17 protein-coding genes are annotated in these 20148 nt (G+C 53.7%); 10 read left to right on the forward strand and 7 right to left on the reverse strand.

What is annotated here, in order from left to right:
- Window positions 1-159 precede the first annotated feature (159 nt).
- Entirely contained in the window at window positions 160-1116 is a 957-nt protein-coding gene (gene lipA / locus KKW20_RS13490; RefSeq protein WP_214568424.1) for a lipoyl synthase, read from the reverse strand.
- Between the two features lie 246 nt (window positions 1117-1362).
- Here lipA and KKW20_RS13495 point away from each other — a divergent pair, with 246 nt between their 5' ends.
- Entirely contained in the window at window positions 1363-1896 is a 534-nt protein-coding gene (locus KKW20_RS13495) for a peroxiredoxin (protein ID WP_214568425.1), read from the forward strand.
- Window positions 1897-1950: 54 nt separating this feature from the next.
- Here the strand turns inward: KKW20_RS13495 and KKW20_RS13500 are convergent, their stop codons facing one another.
- From KKW20_RS13500 to KKW20_RS13510, 3 genes are read right to left on the reverse strand one after another with little or no spacing between them, the layout of a single operon-like run.
- On the reverse strand, window positions 1951-2475 hold the full coding sequence (locus tag KKW20_RS13500; RefSeq protein WP_214568426.1) for a gamma carbonic anhydrase family protein: 525 nt from the start codon (window positions 2473-2475) through the stop codon (window positions 1951-1953).
- The gene (gmk, locus tag KKW20_RS13505) at window positions 2472-3125 is read right to left on the reverse strand and encodes a guanylate kinase (RefSeq protein ID WP_214568427.1); all 654 of its coding nucleotides are present in this window, start codon (window positions 3123-3125) and stop codon (window positions 2472-2474) included. The genes KKW20_RS13500 and gmk overlap by 4 nt, the downstream gene beginning before the upstream one ends.
- 6 nt (window positions 3126-3131) lie before the next feature.
- Window positions 3132-4013, reverse strand: coding sequence for a YicC/YloC family endoribonuclease (locus KKW20_RS13510; RefSeq protein ID WP_246534607.1), 882 nt, complete (start codon window positions 4011-4013; stop codon window positions 3132-3134).
- Window positions 4014-4172: 159 nt separating this feature from the next.
- Here KKW20_RS13510 and KKW20_RS13515 point away from each other — a divergent pair, with 159 nt between their 5' ends.
- The gene (locus KKW20_RS13515; protein ID WP_214568429.1) at window positions 4173-4928 is read left to right on the forward strand and encodes a PAS domain-containing protein; all 756 of its coding nucleotides are present in this window, start codon (window positions 4173-4175) and stop codon (window positions 4926-4928) included.
- A 94-nt stretch (window positions 4929-5022) separates the two neighbouring features.
- On the opposite strand, the gene KKW20_RS13520 is transcribed toward KKW20_RS13515, so the two are convergent.
- Window positions 5023-6393, reverse strand: a complete 1371-nt coding sequence (locus KKW20_RS13520) for a class II 3-deoxy-7-phosphoheptulonate synthase (RefSeq protein ID WP_214568430.1) — start codon at window positions 6391-6393, stop codon at window positions 5023-5025.
- 196 nt (window positions 6394-6589) lie between these two features.
- Here KKW20_RS13520 and KKW20_RS13525 point away from each other — a divergent pair, with 196 nt between their 5' ends.
- The 8 genes from KKW20_RS13525 to KKW20_RS13560 all read left to right on the forward strand — a co-directional run bounded on the left by KKW20_RS13525 (window position 6590) and on the right by KKW20_RS13560 (window position 14507).
- A complete protein-coding gene (locus KKW20_RS13525; protein ID WP_214568431.1) occupies window positions 6590-7579 on the forward strand; it encodes a GlxA family transcriptional regulator in 990 nt (329 codons plus the stop codon).
- Window positions 7579-8631 (forward strand): hypothetical protein, encoded by a 1053-nt coding sequence (locus KKW20_RS13530; RefSeq protein WP_214568432.1) that lies wholly within the window; start codon window positions 7579-7581, stop codon window positions 8629-8631. Before KKW20_RS13525 ends, KKW20_RS13530 begins: the two co-directional genes overlap by 1 nt.
- Window positions 8632-8743: 112 nt before the next feature.
- On the forward strand, window positions 8744-9934 hold the full coding sequence (locus KKW20_RS13535) for an ABC transporter substrate-binding protein (RefSeq protein ID WP_214568433.1): 1191 nt from the start codon (window positions 8744-8746) through the stop codon (window positions 9932-9934).
- Window positions 9935-10024: 90 nt separating this feature from the next.
- A complete protein-coding gene (locus KKW20_RS13540; RefSeq protein WP_214568434.1) occupies window positions 10025-10804 on the forward strand; it encodes an ABC transporter ATP-binding protein in 780 nt (259 codons plus the stop codon).
- On the forward strand, window positions 10804-11520 hold the full coding sequence (locus KKW20_RS13545; RefSeq protein ID WP_214568435.1) for an ABC transporter ATP-binding protein: 717 nt from the start codon (window positions 10804-10806) through the stop codon (window positions 11518-11520). Before KKW20_RS13540 ends, KKW20_RS13545 begins: the two co-directional genes overlap by 1 nt.
- A gap of 2 nt (window positions 11521-11522) precedes the next feature.
- Complete coding sequence (locus KKW20_RS13550; protein ID WP_214568436.1) at window positions 11523-12533, forward strand: branched-chain amino acid ABC transporter permease; 1011 nt, start codon at window positions 11523-11525, stop codon at window positions 12531-12533.
- Complete coding sequence (locus KKW20_RS13555; protein WP_214568437.1) at window positions 12530-13885, forward strand: branched-chain amino acid ABC transporter permease; 1356 nt, start codon at window positions 12530-12532, stop codon at window positions 13883-13885. The genes KKW20_RS13550 and KKW20_RS13555 overlap by 4 nt, the downstream gene beginning before the upstream one ends.
- A 1-nt stretch (window position 13886) precedes the next feature.
- Complete coding sequence (locus tag KKW20_RS13560; protein ID WP_214568438.1) at window positions 13887-14507, forward strand: nucleotidyltransferase family protein; 621 nt, start codon at window positions 13887-13889, stop codon at window positions 14505-14507.
- On the opposite strand, the gene KKW20_RS13565 is transcribed toward KKW20_RS13560, so the two are convergent.
- Together KKW20_RS13565 and KKW20_RS13570 are read right to left on the reverse strand one after the other, a co-directional pair.
- The gene (locus KKW20_RS13565) at window positions 14488-15132 is read right to left on the reverse strand and encodes a Hint domain-containing protein (protein WP_214568439.1); all 645 of its coding nucleotides are present in this window, start codon (window positions 15130-15132) and stop codon (window positions 14488-14490) included. The two genes, KKW20_RS13560 and KKW20_RS13565, sit on opposite strands and share 20 nt — an antisense overlap.
- 325 nt (window positions 15133-15457) lie before the next feature.
- Window positions 15458-19429, reverse strand: a complete 3972-nt coding sequence (locus KKW20_RS13570; RefSeq protein ID WP_214568440.1) for a Hint domain-containing protein — start codon at window positions 19427-19429, stop codon at window positions 15458-15460.
- Window positions 19430-20148: the final 719 nt, after the last annotated feature.

The raw sequence follows: 20148 nt of genomic DNA on the forward strand, positions 1-20148 counted from the left end.
TGAAACTTTTTCTGGCAATTTTGGTGATCTGTATTGCCGTGGGCAGTTATGAGTATTTTTGGGGCGCCCCGGACTGGATGCCTGAACTGAAAAAAATCCCGCGCATCAAACCGTGACGCGCGGGATTTTGTATGACTTAACGGCGATGGCGTTTGCTGACTAGGATTTACTGGCGAGCTTTGCTTCACGATTGGCCCGCAGACGCGCAAAATCATCCCCGGCGTGATAAGACGAGCGCGTTAGCGGCGTCGCTGAAACCATCGAAAAGCCTTTGCCATAAGCCGCCTTTTCATAATCCGCAAACTCATCCGGATGCACAAAGCGCTCTACCGCGTGGTGTTTTGGGGTCGGTTGCAAATACTGACCGATGGTCAGGAAATCCACATCCGCCGCGCGCATGTCATCCATCACCTGACGCACAGCGAGAGCATCTTCGCCCAGACCAACCATGATGCCTGATTTGGTGAACATCGAAGGATCAAGCTCTTTCACCCGCTGCAACAATCGCAATGAATGGAAATACCGCGCACCGGCCCGCACCTCTGGATAAAGCCCCGGAACCGTTTCCAGATTGTGGTTGAACACGTCGGGTTTGGCCTCAACAACCGTTTCCAAAACCGATGGATCACATTTCAGAAAATCGGGCGTCAGGATTTCAATTGTGGTCTCAGGCGAGCGGTGGCGGATGGCGCGAATGGTCTGGGCAAAATGCTCGGCCCCGCCATCTTCCAGATCATCACGGTCAACAGAGGTGATGACAACATGCTTCAACGACAGCTTCTTGACCGCATCCGCGACCCGGCCCGGTTCAAAAAGGTCCAGATCTTCCGGGGGTTTACCTGTGGCGATATTGCAAAAGCTGCACGCGCGGGTGCAGACTTCGCCCATGATCATCATCGTGGCGTGGCCCTGGCTCCAACATTCGCCAGCATTGGGGCAAGCGGCCTCTTCGCAGACGGTTGTCAGCTTATTTTCCCGCATGATTTTATGGGTCTCGGCGTAGCCTTTTCCACCGGGGGCACGAACACGAATCCAGCTCGGCTTTTTCGGCTGAGCATTGTCTTTTCGGTGTGCTTTTTCCGGGTGCCGCTCTTCGGGCAATTTGAGATCACGCATGGTTCATCCTCCGATTGGGTCAGTATATAGGCACTGCGGCGGGGCGTGTCACGGGGTTGGATCAAACAGGGGAAAGGATTGTGAGAATTTCGTCAAAACGCGAAATCATGCTGATTAAATCCGACATCCAAAGAAAAATATTGTGAGCATTTTGGAATGGTTCTAATGCTGCGGGAGCTTTGGTGTGGAAGTGATTCCCCATCTGCCAAAAAACAAACAAATCCCAAAGATGATAAGGATCTAGACATGCACGCAGGCGTTCGCGTTCCCAACATTACATTCCACACCCGTGTCCGTGACGAAAGCATTGGCGGCGACAACCCGTTTCGCTGGCAGGATGTAACCTCTGACGACTATTTCAAAGGCAAGCGCGTTGTGCTGTTCTCGCTTCCCGGCGCGTTCACCCCGACCTGCTCAACCTTCCAGCTGCCCGGTTATGAAAACGGCGCAACTGAGTTCCGCGCAAACGGCGTGGATGAGATTTATTGCATGTCCGTAAATGACAGCTTTGTCATGAACGCTTGGGCCCGCGATCAAGAACTGACAAACGTCAAAGTGATCCCCGATGGCGCCGGTGAATTCACCCGTCAGATGGGCATGTTGGTCGACAAATCAAACATCGGCTTTGGTGTGCGCAGCTGGCGTTATGCTGCCGTGATCACCGATGGTGTTGTCGAAGCATGGTTCGAAGAGCCCGGCCGCGAAGACAACCACGGCGAAGACCCTTACGGTGTCAGCTCGCCAGAAACCGTTCTGGAATGGTTGAAAAACAACGGTTAATTTGTTGAAATAAAACACCTAAGGGCCACTCATTCGGGTGGCCCTTTTGCGTTATTATTCAGAGATGAGTTTAAGACCCTTGGCAAAACGTGCGGCATTTTGCTGGTAATGAAGGGCCGAGGCATACAGCCCCTTGATCGTCGCGGCGTCCAAGTCTCGCACAACTTTTCCCGGCGCGCCAAGAACCATGCTCCCATCCGGGATCTCTTTGCCTTCGGTCACCAGCGCCCCTGCCCCGATCAAGCAGTTTTTGCCAATCTTGGCACCGTTCAGAACCGTTGCCCCCATGCCGATCAGGCTGCCTTCGCCCACCGTACAACCATGCAACATGGCTTTATGGCCGACGGTCACATTCGCCCCAAGCGTCAGAGGAAACCCAAGATCCGTATGGAACACGCAGTTTTCCTGGACATTGGTGCCTTCTCCGATTTCGATCTGTTCATTGTCGCCGCGAATGGTGCAGCCGAACCATACGGACGCGCGCGCGGCCATTTTCACGCGACCAATGATATTTGCACCGGGGGCGACCCAAGCATCGACGGCGATCTCTGGCGCCAGTCCGTCCAACTCATAAATCATGCTTCATCTTCCTGAAATTCTGACTGCAACCCACGTACAAAATCCATCAACCCCGGTTGTTGCGCCAGTCGTTGACGTTCGGCGGATACAATTGTCTTGAGCCGTTCAAAGCTGGCATCAAGGTCGTCATTCACCAGCACGTAATCATAGCCATCCCAATGGCTGATCTCATCCCAGCTTTTTTGCATCCGTTTTTGGATGACATCCGCGGCGTCCTGCCCGCGACTTTCCAACCGGCGACGCAACTCGCTGATCGATGGCGGCAGGACAAAAATTGATAAAACATGATCTTGTAACGCCGAGCGGCTAATTTGCTGTGCCCCTTGCCAATCAACATCGAAAAGCACATCACGTCCGTCATCAATGGCCTCACGCACCGGCCCCGCGGGCGAGCCGTAGAAATTCCCAAACACATGGGCGTGTTCCAGCATTTCCCCATCTGCAACCATTGATCGGAACTTGGCTTCATCAACAAAATGATAATGCGTGCCATCCAGTTCGCCGTCGCGCGGTTCACGGGTTGTGGCGGACACAGAGAAGCTCAGGCTTGGATCCCATTCCATCAACCGTTTGGCCAAAGTTGATTTCCCGGCACCGGACGGCGACGACAGAATGATCAAAAGACCGCGGCGATTTTTTTGTTGATTCATATGGGGTTACTCCACGTTTTGAACTTGTTCTCGCATCTGGTCAATAACATGTTTCATGTCCAGTCCAACAGCGGTCAGGGCATTAAATTGCGCTTTTGAACACAGTGTATTTGCCTCGCGGTTGAACTCTTGCATGAGAAAGTCCAGTTTGCGCCCCATTGGTTTTTCGCTTGCCAACAGCGCGTGTGCGGCATCCACATGGGCCGCCAAACGGTCTAATTCTTCACGCACATCGGTTTTCACCGCGATCATCGCCAGCTCTTGGGTCAGACGCTCGGGATCAACCTCATCAGTTGCTGTGAGCACGCGATTAAGGCTGTCTTTCAAATGTTGGGTTTGCGCCTCGGCCCGGCCCGCCAACAGCGTTTCTGCCGTCTGAGTCATCTGTGAAATCTCGGCAATCTGGCCCCGTAAGACGGTGATCAAGGCCTCGCCTTCGCGGGTGCGTGAGGCGACAAACTGGCTGATCAGCTCTGGCAGCTGCGCCTTAAGGGCGGCGGTGAGCGCGCTGGTGTCTTCCTCGCCCCCGGACACCTGTTCCACCACGCCGCGCATATTGGCAATCTCTGACGGTGCAATGGGGGCGACACGCACGCCTTGCGCTTCTGCTTCTGCAGATATTTGCTGCAACAGGCCAAGGGCCTGCGCCAATCCGTCGGGGTTCAGGGCGACCCTGACAATATCGTCCCGGCGGCTGACCCGCAACCCAACGGTCACATTGCCCCGCGCAACCTGCGCTTTGATCGCGGCGCGCAAGGCCTCTTCGATCCCGTCGACCCAATCGGGCATTCTGATCCGCAGGTCCAAGCCGCGTGCATTGACCGAGCGGACATCCCAGCTCCAGCTATAAACGCCGTCTTCTCCGGCGGCACTTGCGAAACCTGTCATTGATTGGGGCATGAGCAGTTAACCATTTGATAAGATTTGTCACCACATTTTAACGGAATGTGGCATATTAAGATTATAGTAAGGAAGACCTAAAGTTCAGTTAGCAGACGGTTAACGCAGGAACAAGAAGTCTCATTTTGCCGAATGAAGGAAACCGCCATGAAGATCGAATATGTGAAAGACGGAAACGTGATTTCCATCGATTCAGCCCGGACGGGGATGAAATATCCTGCGGTTTCACAGGCAGAAGCCTATTGGGAAGGATTGCGCAATGGGCGCGTTATGCCGTCGCGTTCTGATGTTGATCCGCGCGGGATTTCCAACATTCTGGAGCAATCTTTCATTCTTGAGAAAATTGCCCCCGGCATGGCGAAAATCCGGCTGGCGGGTCAAGCCATGAATGACATCTTGGGCATGGAAATGCGTGGAATGCCCATTACCTCGCTGCTCTTGCCCGAAGCGCGTGGGGATATGCGGATCGCACTCGAACGCCTATTTGACAGTCCAGCAACGGTTCATCTTACGTTAAAAAGCGCAGGTGGTTTCACTCGTTCGGCGCTTGACGCGCAAATGTTTCTGGCCCCACTACGGGATGATCAGGGACGTACGACACGCGCACTTGGGGCAATCCAGATCAAAGGCAATATTGACCGCGCGCCGCGCCGTTTCAACATTTCAAAAATGGATGTGAAGGAAATTCTGACCAACGATGTGTCTGAATTCCGCGACAAAAGCGGGTCGAGTGACCCTCAGACCAAACACCCTTATCTGCAGCGCGACGATATGGTGAAGAAAAACACGCGTGCCAACATACCGGGATATTTGGAACATACCGAAGGGTCAGATCTGCGCCAAAATCGTCATGGCGGGCAAAAGCGAGCCCAGCCCCATTTGCGCGTTGTTGAACCCGAGTAAACGCTGGTATCCTGTATCGGTCAGCATCAACTGAATGGTCGTTCGACTAAAAAGCCCCGGCAATTGCCAGGGCTTTTTTGCTTTTAACAGGATATCAGCTCGCTTTGCGGGCAGCCTGAGGTTGGCGCAGCGCAGAAAGCTCTTCGGCAACCAAAAACGCAAGCTCAAGAGATTGCGAGGCGTTCAGGCGTGGGTCACAGGCGGTGTGGTAACGGTCTGACAGGTTTTCATCCGTCACAGCACGAACACCACCGGTGCATTCGGTCACATCCGCGCCGGTCATTTCAAAATGCACGCCGCCGGGGATTGTCCCTTCGGCCTGATGCACGGCAAAGAAGTCCTGAACCTCTTTCAGCACCGCATCAAACGGACGCGTTTTATAACCAGATGCGGATTTGATCGTGTTGCCATGCATCGGGTCACAGGACCACACCACATTGGCACCCTCTTCTTTCACCGCTTGAACCAAACGCGGCAAATGATCGCCCACATTACCCGCCCCAAAGCGCGCAATCAGCGTCAAACGGCCCGCTTCGTTTTCCGGGTTCAATTTGCCCATCAAAACCTTCAGGTCTTCTGCGGTTGTGGTTGGGCCACATTTCAGGCCAACCGGGTTGATCACACCGCGACAGAATTCGACATGCGCCCCATCAGGCTGACGTGTGCGATCGCCGATCCAGATCATATGGCCCGACCCGGCCACTGTTTTGCCGGTGGTGGCGTCAAGGCGGGTCAACGCCTCTTCATATTCCAGAAGCAACGCCTCGTGCGAGGTGTAGAAATCCACAGACGCAAGGCTGTGTGCTGTTTCAGAGGTGACACCAGCGGCTTTCATAAAGTCGAGCGTGTCTTGGATGCGTTCCGCCATCGCACGGTATTTTTCGGCTTCATCTGAGGCGGTGAAGCCCAGTGTCCAACCATGCACCTGATGCACATCCGCCAAACCACCCGTGGAAAACGCGCGAAGCAAGTTCACGGTGGCGGCCGATTGCGTATAGGCCTGCAACATCTTCTGTGGCGACGGGATCCGCGCCTCGGATGTGAAGCCAAGTTCATTGATGATATCACCGCGGTAGCTTGGCAGCTCAATTCCATCCACCGTCTCGGTCGGTGCTGAACGAGGCTTGGCAAATTGCCCCGCCATCCGGCCAACTTTGACCACAGGAACCTTGGCGCCAAAGGTCAAAACCATCGCCATCTGCAACATCACTTTGAACGTGTCACGAATGCCGTCGGCAGAGAAATCTGTAAAGCTTTCGGCGCAATCGCCGCCTTGCAGCAAAAACGCCTCGCCGCGCGCGGCTTTGCCCAGTTCATTTTTCAACCGGATCGCTTCGCCCGCAAAGACCAGCGGTGGATACTTTCCAAGCTGCCGTTCGACCTCGGCCAACGCAGCCGGGTCGGTATAGTCTGGCATCTGAACCCGAGGTTTCGATCTCCAGGCCGACTTTTCCCAATCCGTCATTTCTTTGCTCCACTGTGTGTCATGCCCCCAGACTGGGGGATTAAGGCCCCCTTTCTAGCGTTAACATCGGAAGGGTGCAAACAAAGTTGTGACACAAGAATATGGCGTTGGCATCGCAAATATACTTGAAGCCGTAAGGTAAAGCTGGTGTGGTATTCTTCACTTAAGAAAACCTTCGATCAGAAGTGAGTCGCGCATGGACCAACCCACGAAGCAGGACACAACGCGCCGCCGGTTTGTGTTTGTTTTGGTCAACGATTTTACCCTGCTCAGCTTTGCTGGCGCGGTGGATGCCCTTCGTATTGCCAATCGCGCCGCGGGGCGTGAGCTGTATGAATGGACGCTGATGGGCGAAGGTGGCGAGGCCATTGCCTCGTCTGTTGGCGCATCTTTTAACGTCGACAGCGATTTGGAAGAGCTGCGTCGGGATGACACCGTTATTCTATGTTCGGGCGTTCGGGTTCAGAGCAATTGTTCCCCAAAGCTTCTGAATTGGTTGCGCCGGGAATCGCGCCGCGGCGTGCACATCGCGGGGCTCTGTACTGCGTCATATATTATGGCGCGGGCGGGATTGCTGTCGCAGAAACGCGCAACGATTCACTGGGAAAACCACGACAGCTTTACCGAAGAATTCGACGATGTTGATCTGACCAAGCGGATCTTTGTGATTGACGGCAATCGGATGACCGCCGCAGGTGGCACCGCGTCGATGGATTTGATGCTGAAACTGATCGCCCAACAACAGGGTGAAGAGGTCGCGAATATTGTTGCCGACCAACAGATCTACACCTCAATTCGTACCGATCGCGACAGCCAGCGCCTGTCGGTTCCCACCCGTATTGGCGTGCGTCATCCCAAGCTCAGCGAAGTGATTCAACGGATGGAAGCCAATATCGAAGAACCCATTTCACCGTCGGTTCTCGCCTCAGAAGTTGGCATGTCGACCCGACAGCTTGAACGGCTGTTTCGTCGGTATCTGAACCGTTCCCCCAAGCGATATTACATGGAATTACGGTTGCAAAAGGCGCGTAACCTGTTGATGCAAACGGATATGAGCGTGATTAACGTGGCCCTTGCCTGTGGGTTTTCCAGCCCGTCACATTTCTCAAAATGCTACAGATCCCACTATGACACGACGCCCTATCGCGAGCGCGGTAGCCAGTCTGGGGCCTCTGCAGAGATATGATGCGGGTTTTAGTCGTTGCCTCAGGCGTGCTTGTGGGCTTGGCCGTCATCGTTTGGGTCGCCGTACAGACCTTCTTTGGATACGGTCCCGTCGCGTGGCTTGTTGGCGAAGATCTATCACAGCTGCAACAATCGCAACTTGCCGAATTGGTCGCGCTGGAAGACGCGGATCATGTTGTTTATCACAATGGTCGCGCGGGTTGGTTTTTGGTCAAACACCCCGATGATCTGCGCAACAGTTCGATCGGATTTTTCGGCCCACGACTGGTCGAGAAATTATTCTCTGCACCACATCAGCCGATCTATTGCGGCTCCGGAACGTCTAAGATCCTTTGGGTCATTCAAAATGACCGCGTTGATGATGCGCTGGCGTTTTGCAAAAGCAATCGCATGGACTTGTCCTCACTTCGCGCCCTGTCTCAACCGGTTGAAATGGAAACCCACGAGCTGAGCAAGGATGAGATTGAAGCGCTTCTTCCGGACGTGGATACAGACCCGAACGCCTATTGGGTGACGCGCCCCGTTAATATAACAGAATTCACGCATCAACAGACCATCACCCTGCCCTATATTTGGTCGTCAACGACCGAAGACACCCCGAATAAATCCGATTTGGAACAAGCATTTCATGAGGTTTTGCTGGCACAGACCAATGCACAGCCCGATGAATTATCCGTGTCCCTTGCGCTTCAGATTGCGCCACGTTTGGCGATCAATGCACCGTCTTCCAAACTGGTTCAGGCCCCGACCCATTTGATCAGACGAGACAGTGATCTGCTGCGGCTCCCCCAGGATGTGTCGCTGATGCGCCCAATCCTTACCCTTCGTTGCGCGAAAGACCTGTGCCTGAAAACGGGCGCCATCGACCTGTCCGCCCCCCTAAAACCCTATCGAAAGCCCGATGGGATCCAAGGCACACATCATCCAATATCCGCACTGCCAGACGACGACATCGAGTTTTTGCCAAACATAGCAGAGATTCGCGACCAGAGCCAAAAGCCAGGCGCCCTGTCGCAAGTCACCTATCTCACCCGGTACGTCCGCACCCATTAACCCATGTTTTAATGGCGGGTTTCCCATCATTTTCTTCGCATGCGGGTCTTTTCATTTGTTTTTTTCAGCCCTAGGGTAGCTCAGGGAAAATTTTCCAACTGGGAGAGAAAATATGAAAAAGCTGCTGATGGCCTCGGCTGCCACTGCTCTTATGTCCGGCGCAGCATTTGCGGACGGTCATGGTGTCGTTAAATTGGGCACCATTTTGGGTTATACTGGTCCGATCGAAAGTTTGACACCGCATATGGCCGGTGGCGCAGAACTTGCGATGGCCGAAGTGTCTGAATCTGGCCTGCTTTTGGGCGGTAAGACCGTCGAATCCGTTCGCGCAGATTCGACCTGTGTCGACAGCGCCGCCGCAACGGCCGCCGCTGAAAAGCTGATCACCTCGGATGGCGTCAAAGGCCTGATGGGTCCTGACTGTTCGGGTGTGACTGGCGCGGTTCTGGCCAATGTGGCTGTGCCAAACGGCATCGTCATGATCTCACCATCGGCAACGTCGCCCGGCCTGTCGTCTGCTGAAGACAATGGTCTCTTTTTCCGGACAGCGCCGTCGGACGCACGTCAATCTGACGTAATGGCCACTATTCTGACCGAAAAAGGCATCAAATCCGTTGCGGTGACCTATACCAACAACGACTACGGCAAAGGCATGGCGGACGCGTTTAAAGCGGCGTTTGAAGCGGCTGGTGGTGAAGTGACCATCGTTGCGGCCCATGAAGATGGCAAAGCGGATTACACCGCAGAAGTTGGTGCCTTGGCATCCGCGGGTGGCGATCTTCTGGTTGTTGCGGGTTACGTTGACCAAGGTGGTGCGGGCATCGTGCGCGGCGCGCTGGATTCCGGTGCATTTGACATGTTCCACTTCCCTGATGGGATGATCGGTTCCAACCTCGAAGCCAATTTCGGCGAGGAAATCGAAGGATCTTCTGGTCAGGTTCCGGGCACAGACAGCCCCGGTGCTGCAGCCTTTGCTGAGATGGTTGGCGACAAGTTTGACGTGACTTCACCCTACACTGGTGAAAGCTATGACGCCGCAGCCCTGTTGATGCTGGCGATGCAAGCCGCAGGTTCAGAAGAGCCGGGCGACTACGCTTCAAAAGTGGAAATGGTTGCAAACGCCCCTGGCGAGAAAATCTTCCCGGGTGAGCTGGCCAAAGGTCTGCAGATCCTCGCGGATGGTGGTGATATCGATTATGTCGGTGCGACAGCGGTTGAGCTGGTAAACGGTGGCGAAGCCGCTGGCAGCTATCGCGAGATCAAAATTGAAGGTGGCAAAATCACCACCGTTCAATATCGCTAATTCACATAGATAACCTAACGAAACAGCCCGGATTTTTCCGGGCTGTTTCAGTAAGATACACAGCCAATCTAAGGTTGTGAGGGGGAAAATATGATCGTCATAGAAGACGTTCACAAGCATTTCGGCGGGTTTCGGGCCGTCGATGGGGCAAGCCTGCGGATCGAAGATGGATCAATCACTGGTCTCATCGGTCCCAATGGCGCGGGCAAAACAACCTTGTTCAACGTGATCGCCGGGGTGTTGAAACCGACATCTGGCAGAATCACGATGGGAGGAGAGGACATTACCGGCCTGCCCCCCCATGAGCTGTTTCACAAAGGCCTTTTGCGCACCTTCCAAATTGCTCATGAATTTGGATCCATGACCTGCCGCGAAAACCTGATGATGGTCCCCGGCGGCCAATCAGGGGAACAGCTTTGGAACACATGGTTTGGCCGCAAACGCATTGCTGATGAAGAACGGGCCCTGCGCGCAAAAGCGGACGAAGTGCTTGAATTCCTGACCATTTCCCATATCGCCGATCTGCGCGCTGGTGAAATCTCTGGCGGTCAGAAAAAGCTGTTGGAACTGGGCCGCACCATGATGGTTGACGCCAAGATTGTGTTTCTGGATGAGGTGGGAGCCGGCGTGAACCGCACCCTGCTTTACACCATCGCGGACGCCATCAAGCGCCTGAACGAAGAGCGTGGATATACCTTTGTTGTGATCGAACACGACATGGATTTCGTTGAGAAACTTTGCGACCCGGTCATTTGTATGGCTGAGGGCAAAGTGCTCGCCCAAGGCACTTTGGCCGAGATCAAAGCCAATGAACAGGTGATCGAAGCCTATCTGGGCACCGGCCTTAAAAACAAGAAAGAGGACGCATAATGGCAGATCCTTTTCTGATCGGCGACGGGATGACCGGCGGCTATGGTAAAAATGGCCCCGACATTCTGCACGATTGCACCATTTCCGTTGAAAAAGGCGAAATTGCCGTGATCGTGGGCCCCAATGGGGCGGGGAAATCGACAGGCATGAAAGCCGTGTTTGGGATGCTCAACCTGCGTCAGGGTTCAGTAAAATTGGGTGGTGAGGACATCACCAAACTCAGCCCACAGGCGCGCGTGCGCAAAGGCATGGGCTTTGTGCCGCAAACGCATAATATTTTTGGCTCGATGAGCGTCGAAGAGAACCTCGAAATGGGTGGGTTTATCCGCACTGATGATATCTCTGAGACCATTGAACAGGTTTATGAGCTGTTCCCAATCCTGCGCGAAAAACGTCTTCAGGCGGCGGGAGAGCTGTCTGGCGGTCAACGTCAACAGGTGGCCGTGGGGCGCGCATTGATGACCAAACCCTCTGTCTTGATGCTGGATGAGCCGACCGCCGGGGTTTCGCCAATCGTAATGGACGAGCTGTTTGACCGGATTATCGAGGTGGCCCGCACCGGGATTTCCATCCTGATGGTGGAACAAAACGCCCGACAAGCGCTTGAAATTGCAGACAAAGGCTATGTCCTTGTGCAAGGCGCAAACGCCCATACCGGCACGGGCAAAGAACTTTTGGCGGATCCCGAAGTTCGCCAAAGCTTTTTGGGAGGGTGATCATGGATTTCCTTAACGCAATTGTGGCGCTGGCCAACTTCGTGTTGATCCCCGCCATTTCCTATGGTTCACAGCTCGCGATTGGCGCGCTTGGGGTCACGTTGATTTATGGCATCCTGCGCTTTTCCAACTTCGCCCATGGTGACAGCATGGCCTTTGGCGCGATGGTGACGATCTTGGTGACATGGTGGATGCAAAGCCTCGGTGTTTCGATCCATCCTTTGCCCACGGCGCTGCTGGCCCTGCCCTTTGGGATTGCCGCCACATCGCTGATGGTTTTGACCACCGACCGCGTGGTTTACCGCTTTTATCGGCGGGTCAAAGCCAAACCCATTGTCTTTGTCATGGCCTCGATCGGCGTGATGTTCATTATGAACGGCATCGTCCGGTTTATCATTGGCCCCGGCGATCAACGCTTTGCAGATGGGGCGCGTTTCATCATGAAAGCGCGTGATTTCAAAGAGATGACCGGCCTTCGCGAAGGTTTGGCCTTTAAGACCAGCCAAGGCATCACAATCATCGCCGCGGTCTTGATTGTGGCATTGCTGTTTTGGTTTCTGAACCATACGCGCACCGGAAAATCCATGCGCGCCTTCTCAGATAACGAAGATCTGGCGCTGTTGTCTGGCATTAACCCAGAGCGGGTTGTGATGGTCACCTGGATCATTGTGGCCGCGCTGATCACCATCGCGGGTGTGCTTTACGGCTTGGACAAAAGCTTTAAACCCTTCACCTATTTCCAGCTTTTGCTGCCCATCTTTGCCTCTGCCATCGTTGGCGGTTTGGGCAATCCATTGGGTGCCATTGCAGGTGGATTTGTGATCGCCTTTTCCGAGGTCACGGTGACCTATGCTTGGAAAAAAATCGCTGTTTATCTGCTGCCCGATGCACTGGAACCCTCCGGCCTCGCGCAGCTTCTTTCCACCGACTATAAATTTGCGGTCAGTTTTGTGATCCTGATCGTGGTGTTGCTGTTCAAGCCCACCGGGCTTTTCAAAGGACAATCGGTATGACCCAAAACATCCGTACACCGCTTTTATTTGCGATCATGGCTGTGCTGTTTATCTTGGAAGGCAGCACCAATTTCTGGGTCTTTTCAGGCAGCTGGAACACATCCCTTGCCATCTTAAACATGGCGCTGATCTCGGCGATTATGGCCTTGGGCGTGAACCTTCAATGGGGCTACGCGGGGCTTTTTAACGTCGGCGTGATGGGGTTTGTGGCCCTTGGTGGCCTTGCCACTGTGCTGATCTCGATGCCGGCCACACCCGGAGCGTGGAGCGCCGGTGGCCTTCGCATCGTTTTGGGCATCATCGTTGGTGTTGGCACGATCTTAGGGGCTGTCCAAATTCGCAAGAAAATGTCACCCGGTCGGAACCGGGGGCTTTTGATGATCGCCCTTTTGGTGCTTGGGTTCTTTGCGTTCCGCTATGTTTTTGATGCTGGCGTTGAAGCGATTGAAGCGATCAACCCGGCGCAAACAGGCAATTTGGGCGGTCTAAACCCCGGCGGGCCAGAGAACTACAAAGCTCATGGATATATGACCCTGCTGGCGTGGCCAGTTGGGGGATTGTTTGCCGCTGGTGCCGCTTGGATTGTTGGGAAAACGGCTCTTGGGCTGCGCTCGGACTATCTTGCCATCGCGACCCTAGGCATTGCCGAGATTATCCTTGCCATGATGAAGAACGAGGATTGGTTGGCGCGTGGCGTGAAAAACGTCGTCGGCCTGCCCCGCCCTGTTCCATATGAGGTCGATCTGCAAAAAAGTGCTGAATTTGCGGCCCGTGCCGAGGCATGGGGCACCGATGTGACCACCGCATCGACCATCGCGGTCAAACTGTCTTACGGCCTGCTTTTCACCGCTGTGCTTGTGGTTCTGCTGGTGCTTGCGCAGTTGTCACTGAAGTCCCCTTGGGGTCGTATGATGCGCGCTATTCGTGACAACGAAGTGGCCGCACGCGCGATGGGGAAAAACGTCACCAAACGTCATCTGCAAATCTTTGTCCTTGGCTCGGCGATCTGTGGTCTTGCCGGTGCAATGATGACAACGCTTGATGGGCAACTGACCCCCAATTCTTATCAACCTCTTCGGTTTACCTTCCTGATTTGGGTGATGGTGATCGTTGGCGGTTCAGGAAATAATTTTGGGGCCGTGCTGGGCGGTTTGATGATCTGGTTTTTCTGGATCAAGGTTGAACCAATCGGAAACTGGCTGATGATGGTTGTCACATCCGGTATGGAAGATGGTTCAGGGTTGAAGACCCATCTTCTAAACTCCGCAGCGCATATGCGACTGTTTTCAATGGGGATTATCCTGTTGCTTGTCCTACGCTTTAGCCCACGCGGGCTGGTGCCAGAACGTTAAAATGTCGAACGCCCCTTTGATTTCTATTGTGGTCATGGCAGCGGGCCAATCACGTAGAATGGGGGGCGTCGACAAACTTTTATTGCCCGTCCGTGGGCAAAGCCTTTTGGCAAACAGAGTGGAGATGGCGGCAAAAACTGGCCGAGATGTCTTTGTGGTCTTACCACCAGAAGATGCTGCGCCTGAACGCTGGTCGGCCCTTAACAGCGCACATGCGACGCTTATTCCTTGTCCGGGCGCGGTACGTGGTATGGGCGCAAGCCTATCTTGTGCATTCGGGCATGTGAAAAATCATTATGACGCTGCACTTGTGTTGCTCGCTGATATGCCTGCGCTGACGCGCGATGATCTGAACCTGATGTTGGGTGGTTATCGGCACGGCGAAATCCATCGCGCTGCAGGGACTGGCCATACAATGGGGCACCCGGTCATCATTCCTAAACGTTTGTTTCCGCTGATGGCAAACCTGAGCGGCGATCAGGGCGCGCGCCGCGTTCTTACAGCGGAGAAGACGCATTTTGTCACATTGCCTGGCGACAATGCGACAAAAGATATCGATACCGCAGAGCAATGGATCTCTTTTCAGGAAGCATCCAAAAACACTAACAATTCAGACACTTAACCTCACGCTCTTCCAGCACAAGACGACTTTGGACATAGTTTGCCAAACCGCCATTATGGGCCAGTTTTGGCATGACGCCAATGATTTCCGCTGCCAGATCAGGTGCGATAAAACGCGTTCTTTCCATGTCAGGAACATAGCTTTCGACCCAAATCTCTCCGACTTGAATCAATTGAAAGCGATCAAAAAGAAGATGAACCATGGTTGGTGTGGCAGAACACGCAGGTTCAAATTGATCAAATTCGACCAAGGTTTTTGCCGGACATAAAACTTCGCTTTCGCCAAAAAGCATTTCAGAGCCGGCTGATTTCTGAAGCACAAGATGGTTTGGCGCCAACAGTAGCTGACTGCGTCCACCGTCGGATTTCAAAACGCGAACCAGCGGACCATCGGCCCCGTCAACACGGGACGACCCGGCCCAAAACAGGGTTTGCAGCCCGTTATCGTAGGTATGAATTTGATCACCAGCTCGCAAATCTCGCGCAGAAACGATACCTCGTGCGGTGCGTACAGGTGCGTTTGAAGAGATTCCAGAGGCGCTATATGCGTCAGAAACACGCGACCGGGTTTGGGTGTTTTCACCATGGGTCAGTAAGATATCCTGACGTGTAAGATTGGTATTCAATTCTGGCTGTGTTTCGCGCAAAACAAACATACGCAGACCTCAAGCTACTAATTATTGGCACTGTCCTTAGTGTTAACGGTGAAACTTGTTCGGATTATGAACAAACGTTGAAAAAAGAGAGTGAATTTTCGCAAAATTGTCCAGATCACGGGGTTTGGCCAGATTTCCGCCTGAAGCATTACCAATGTGTAAATAAAACCCCTCATTTGACGGGCCACCGCACAGTATGGATGATGCAAAAAGGCTCCGCGCCAGATAGCGCGAAGCCTTCGGTTTCAGCCCCCGTTGAAACATAAAAGACCCGATTCACACCGGGTCTATCCGGTTATTTCAACAAAGCAGCTTCGTGCTTTTTCAGCGTCCGACGCGCGGCTGAGAAATCTTCCAACCCTTCGGCTGTTTCCAGCTCTGGGAAGAGTTCAAAGATTTCATTACGCTGTGCGTTTCCGATGCCTTTCAGCGAATAGTCACCAGGCTGGAAGCTTTCCGTCCAGGCACCATCCGACAGCACAACTTCGTGGTTGTCGAACATAAAGTGCAAATAGGTCGTGCCGCGCAGCTCAACAGGCATGATCGCTTTGTTGTCCACCAAATGCTTGGCGGGCACCAGAACTTCACGTTCGTCAAAGTACAAAGCCGTGCGATCATTGGCGACCAGAACACGGTGGTTCGGGCTGACCAGCATATCACGCTCGGGCAGACCATTGCCCAACGAACCCGCAGTGACCAAGATCGGTTTCAGGTGTTGATTGGCCTGAAGTTCCTGCCAACCGATAGGCTTGGCACCGGTCCAACGGATTTCCTGAATGCCGTTGTCACGGGTGATCACACGATCACCAACTTGCAGCTCTTCCACACGACGCTCGCCTTTTGGCGTGGCAATCAATGTTCCTGGTGTGAAGCATGGAATGACATTTTCGATGTTGAAGAATTCCATCGACCCGGTGTTGTTACCACCCGCGTCAAAGAAGTTCACAACCCCGTTTTCCGGGTTCGAACCGTCATAGGTTACTTCAAGCGAGCCACCTGCAGGCGCCGAGCCTGACAGATCAAGCGTATCATAGTCGTCGCCGCCTTCGTTACCGTCAACAACATCACCTGCGCCAACATTTACAAAGGTATCGCGATCATCGCCGCCGGACATGTCATCGGAACCGGCGCCACCGTCAATCAGGTCATCGCCTTGACCACCGATCAGCTCATCGTCGCCTTCGCCACCAAAGATGGTGTCTTCGTCGATGCCACCGTCAATGGTGTCGTTGCCGTCGTCGCCATAAAGAACATCATCATCGTCTTGACCATAGATGACGTCATTGCCGCCGCCGCCGTGAATGGTGTCGAGACCATTGTCAGGACGAGGATCATAGGCATCAATGATGTTCAGATCATCGGTGCCGGACCCAAGACCGCCCCAGATGGTGTCGTTGCCGGCACCACCATCAATGTCATCGGCACCGTGGCCACCAATGATGCTGTCATCACCTTCGTCGCCGGTGATTTCATCGTCATCCAGACCGCCGTCGATGGTGTCATCGCCGGACCCACCCGTGATCGTGTCACGGTCATCGCCGGTTTTGATGTCATCATTCCCTGCCCCACCATCAACGCTGTCACGGTCATCTTCCATGTCAGTATCTTGTGGAACGTAAGGCGCAAAGCCGTAGTCAGACGCCGGGTCAGAACCTGAAGTGTCGATGACGTCATTGCCGTCGCCACCATCCACAGTATCTGAACCGTCGCCGCCGCGGATAATGTCGTCACCGACACCACCTTCAACTTCGTCGTCACCTTCGCCGGCATAGATATCGTCATTGCCTTCACCAGCAAGAATGGTGTCGTCGCCAGCACCCGCTTTGATGATATCGTCGTTTGGACCTTCGCCTGGCAGGATCTCATCGAGATCATCAACCATGTCACCATGGGGGTCGCCGGTGTAGTTCACATCGATGAGATCATCCCCACCTGTGCCCTGTACAATACCATCGCGTGGATTGTCTTCGACGGTGACGAAAATGGTCCCCGTGTCCGTACCACCATTGCCATCGCTTACGGTGTATTCGATTTCGGCCACACCTTCGAAGTCGGTGTTTGGCGTGAAGGTCACGGTGCCATCTGGCGCCACAGATACCGAGCCATCATCCGAAGTTGGCGTGCCGAGAATGCTCAGGGTATCGCCTTCGACATCTGTATCGTTGAGCAAAGGCGTAATATCGACAGCGGTTTCAAACGCGGTGGTCGCAACATCATCATTTGCAACCGGGTCATCATTCACTGGGGTTACATTTACGGCAACCTTCGCTGAATCGGTCCCGCCGTTACCATCATCCACCGTATAGGTGATTTCATCCGGCCCGTTGTAATTTTCATCCGGATCATAAGTGATTGTTCCATCGGGATTAATTGTTACAGTGCCGTGATCAGCAGTTGCTGAGGTTACGGTCAGCGGATCCGCGTCTGGGTCTGTGTCATTGGCGAGAACCGCGATATCAACCGAGCCATCTTCCTCAACTTCGGCAACATCATCATTCGCATCAGGGCCTGAATTTGGCGGCAGAATGACGTTTTCGATATTTACAAAATCCATGGTACCGGTTGGGTTTCCGTCCGTATCAAGGAACGTCACAGTACCGTTTTCCGGGTTGCCGGGATCGTAATCAACCTTCACAGGACCCGAGGTCGACAGATCCAATGTGTCGTGGTCGTCGCCGCCTTCGCCGCCGTCCACAAAGTCGCCGGCATTTGCGCCATTGAATGTGTCACGGTCATCACCACCGGTCATGGTATCAACGCCAGCGCCACCGGTGATCAGATCGTCACCCGCTTCGCCGTGAATCGTGTCATCGCCATCACCACCATAGAGATCATCGTCGCCGGGATCGGTGCTGCCGTCTTCGACGTCAAAGTAGACATCGGTAATGTTGATCCCCGAGTTGTGGGATCCATCCTGCGAATGTACCACAACGATCTTGTCGACTGGCCCATCAATGTCGACGGTTGCAGAGTAGTTTTCGCTGGTGTCGGCTTCATACCCACCGTTGCTGTCGATGGTCTCATCGCCAGCGTGACCATCCAGATCTTTCAGCGTCAGATTATCACCCGCATTGATATCAATCTCAATGCGTTCACCGTTTACATAGGCGTAGACTTTGACAACACCGTCGCCGTCGATATCATTGATATTGAAGGAAACATTCTCAACATCTTTTGAGAAATCCAACTCATACGTTGCGGTGTTTCCATGACCATTCAGAACATTGTCCAATGAACTGTTGTCGTCAATCGCAGCACCGTCACCGACCATGTCGTTGACGTTTTGTGCGTCGGTTGAGAACTGCGTAACCGATGCACCGCTTTGCGACGTCACGGAAAACTCGACATCAACATTCCCGGTGTTCTGGCTGAAACCGCTCAGCTGATCACCATTGTCGATTGCACCCGAGCTGTCAGGATCGGGGGCTTTGTCCCATTCAAAGCTTTCACGCACGGTGTTGCCTGTTGCCAGACCGCCGCTGCTGTCGCCGTAGATCAGATCATCGCCCGCTTCGCCATAAACGGTGTCATCGCCACCGCCGGCATAGACGTCATCGTCCCCTTCGCCAGCTTTGACCAGATCGTCGCCTTCGCCAGCGAGCACAATGTCATCTTCCGGCGCTTCGCCTGGCAACAACGCATCGCTGTTGTCGATCTTATCACCGTCAGGGTCACCGGTGTAAGCAAGGTCAATGATATCATCGCCATTTGTGCCTTCGACATAGCCGTCCCCTACCGGAGCGGCGGCGTCAAAGCTGATGTCAGAAATCTTAATCGTGCCCGATACATTGGTGCTGTCACCGTCATCATGCACAATTTCCAGTTTGGTAATGGGGCCAGGGATCGTCACAGTGACAGTATCTGGTGCACCAGAACCTTCGACACCCGGGGCGTAGTTTCCCCCGCCTTCGACGGAATTGCCGTCGACTTGATGATGTGCGATCAAATCAGAGAAGTTCACGTCGACAAGATTTCCGTCTGCGTCATAGGCGCGGATGGTCACTTTGTCGTCCCAGCCGGACCCAGCATCAACATCGAAAACTTCGAAAGACACATTGCCAACGGCCGCGTCGAACTCAACGGCTGTCACAGTCTCGTTGCAAACACTGGACGAGGTCAAAACACCGCCGCTCAAGGCAAAATGGTCACCGTTCACATTGGTCGGTGTTGAAACACTGACCCCAACATCATCTCCACCAGTCGAAGACGAGAAGGTTGCGGAGCCGTCAGCGCCGGTTTGGTCCCAATCAAGCACATAATCAGTCATTTAAGTAATCCCCTTACTCATCTTCGCGCCATCTATCCCTTTGATAGAAAAACACAAATCACTTGCGATCGCGCCGCGGTCACGGCTTGTTCCAAATTCGTTTTTGCCACCGGACAAAAGGCAAGAAGGGCCAGCACGCAGATGAGCATGCTTTTCAACGCTTCTGATAATTTGAGACAATGCGCGCATCGTCATCCCTCATTCGGTGTCAATCCAATCCCTTGTGGAACGATGCCAGCCACGGAATTGACCACACAAACGCCACCAGTTACCCACCCGAATGAGGAGAGATTGATCCCGAAAGACCAAAAGACATGAAAGCAGGCGGATTTCTCCGGCCTACATCTTCCACGTCAAAATGCGCCAATTTACCACCCGGCAAACTACGGACACACTCTCCCCACGGATTTCACCATGGTTTTCGTGCGGCCGCCCCCGTGGCCTTCAGACATCGCCCCCCAGTTGGGCAACTCCTAAGTTAGGCGATTGCATGATTAAACCAAAGGGGAAAAACGGCCAAACAGCGGCAGAGTAGATCAGAAGTGGTTAATTTTGGGGATAAAAAAGACTTTTCTGTGAAGTTGCACTAAATGCGATTGTTTCGGCATCGGGCTAGAACAACAACCCAGGATTGCTTAAAACCACTATTTCCTCAGTGATTCAAAGGGGCCACTACGCCTTTAGATAGCAACGCATCGGCAAAATTGGTTAACCAAAGC

The organism is Aliiroseovarius lamellibrachiae (assembly GCF_018599245.1).
Classification (GTDB): domain Bacteria; phylum Pseudomonadota; class Alphaproteobacteria; order Rhodobacterales; family Rhodobacteraceae; genus Aliiroseovarius; species Aliiroseovarius lamellibrachiae.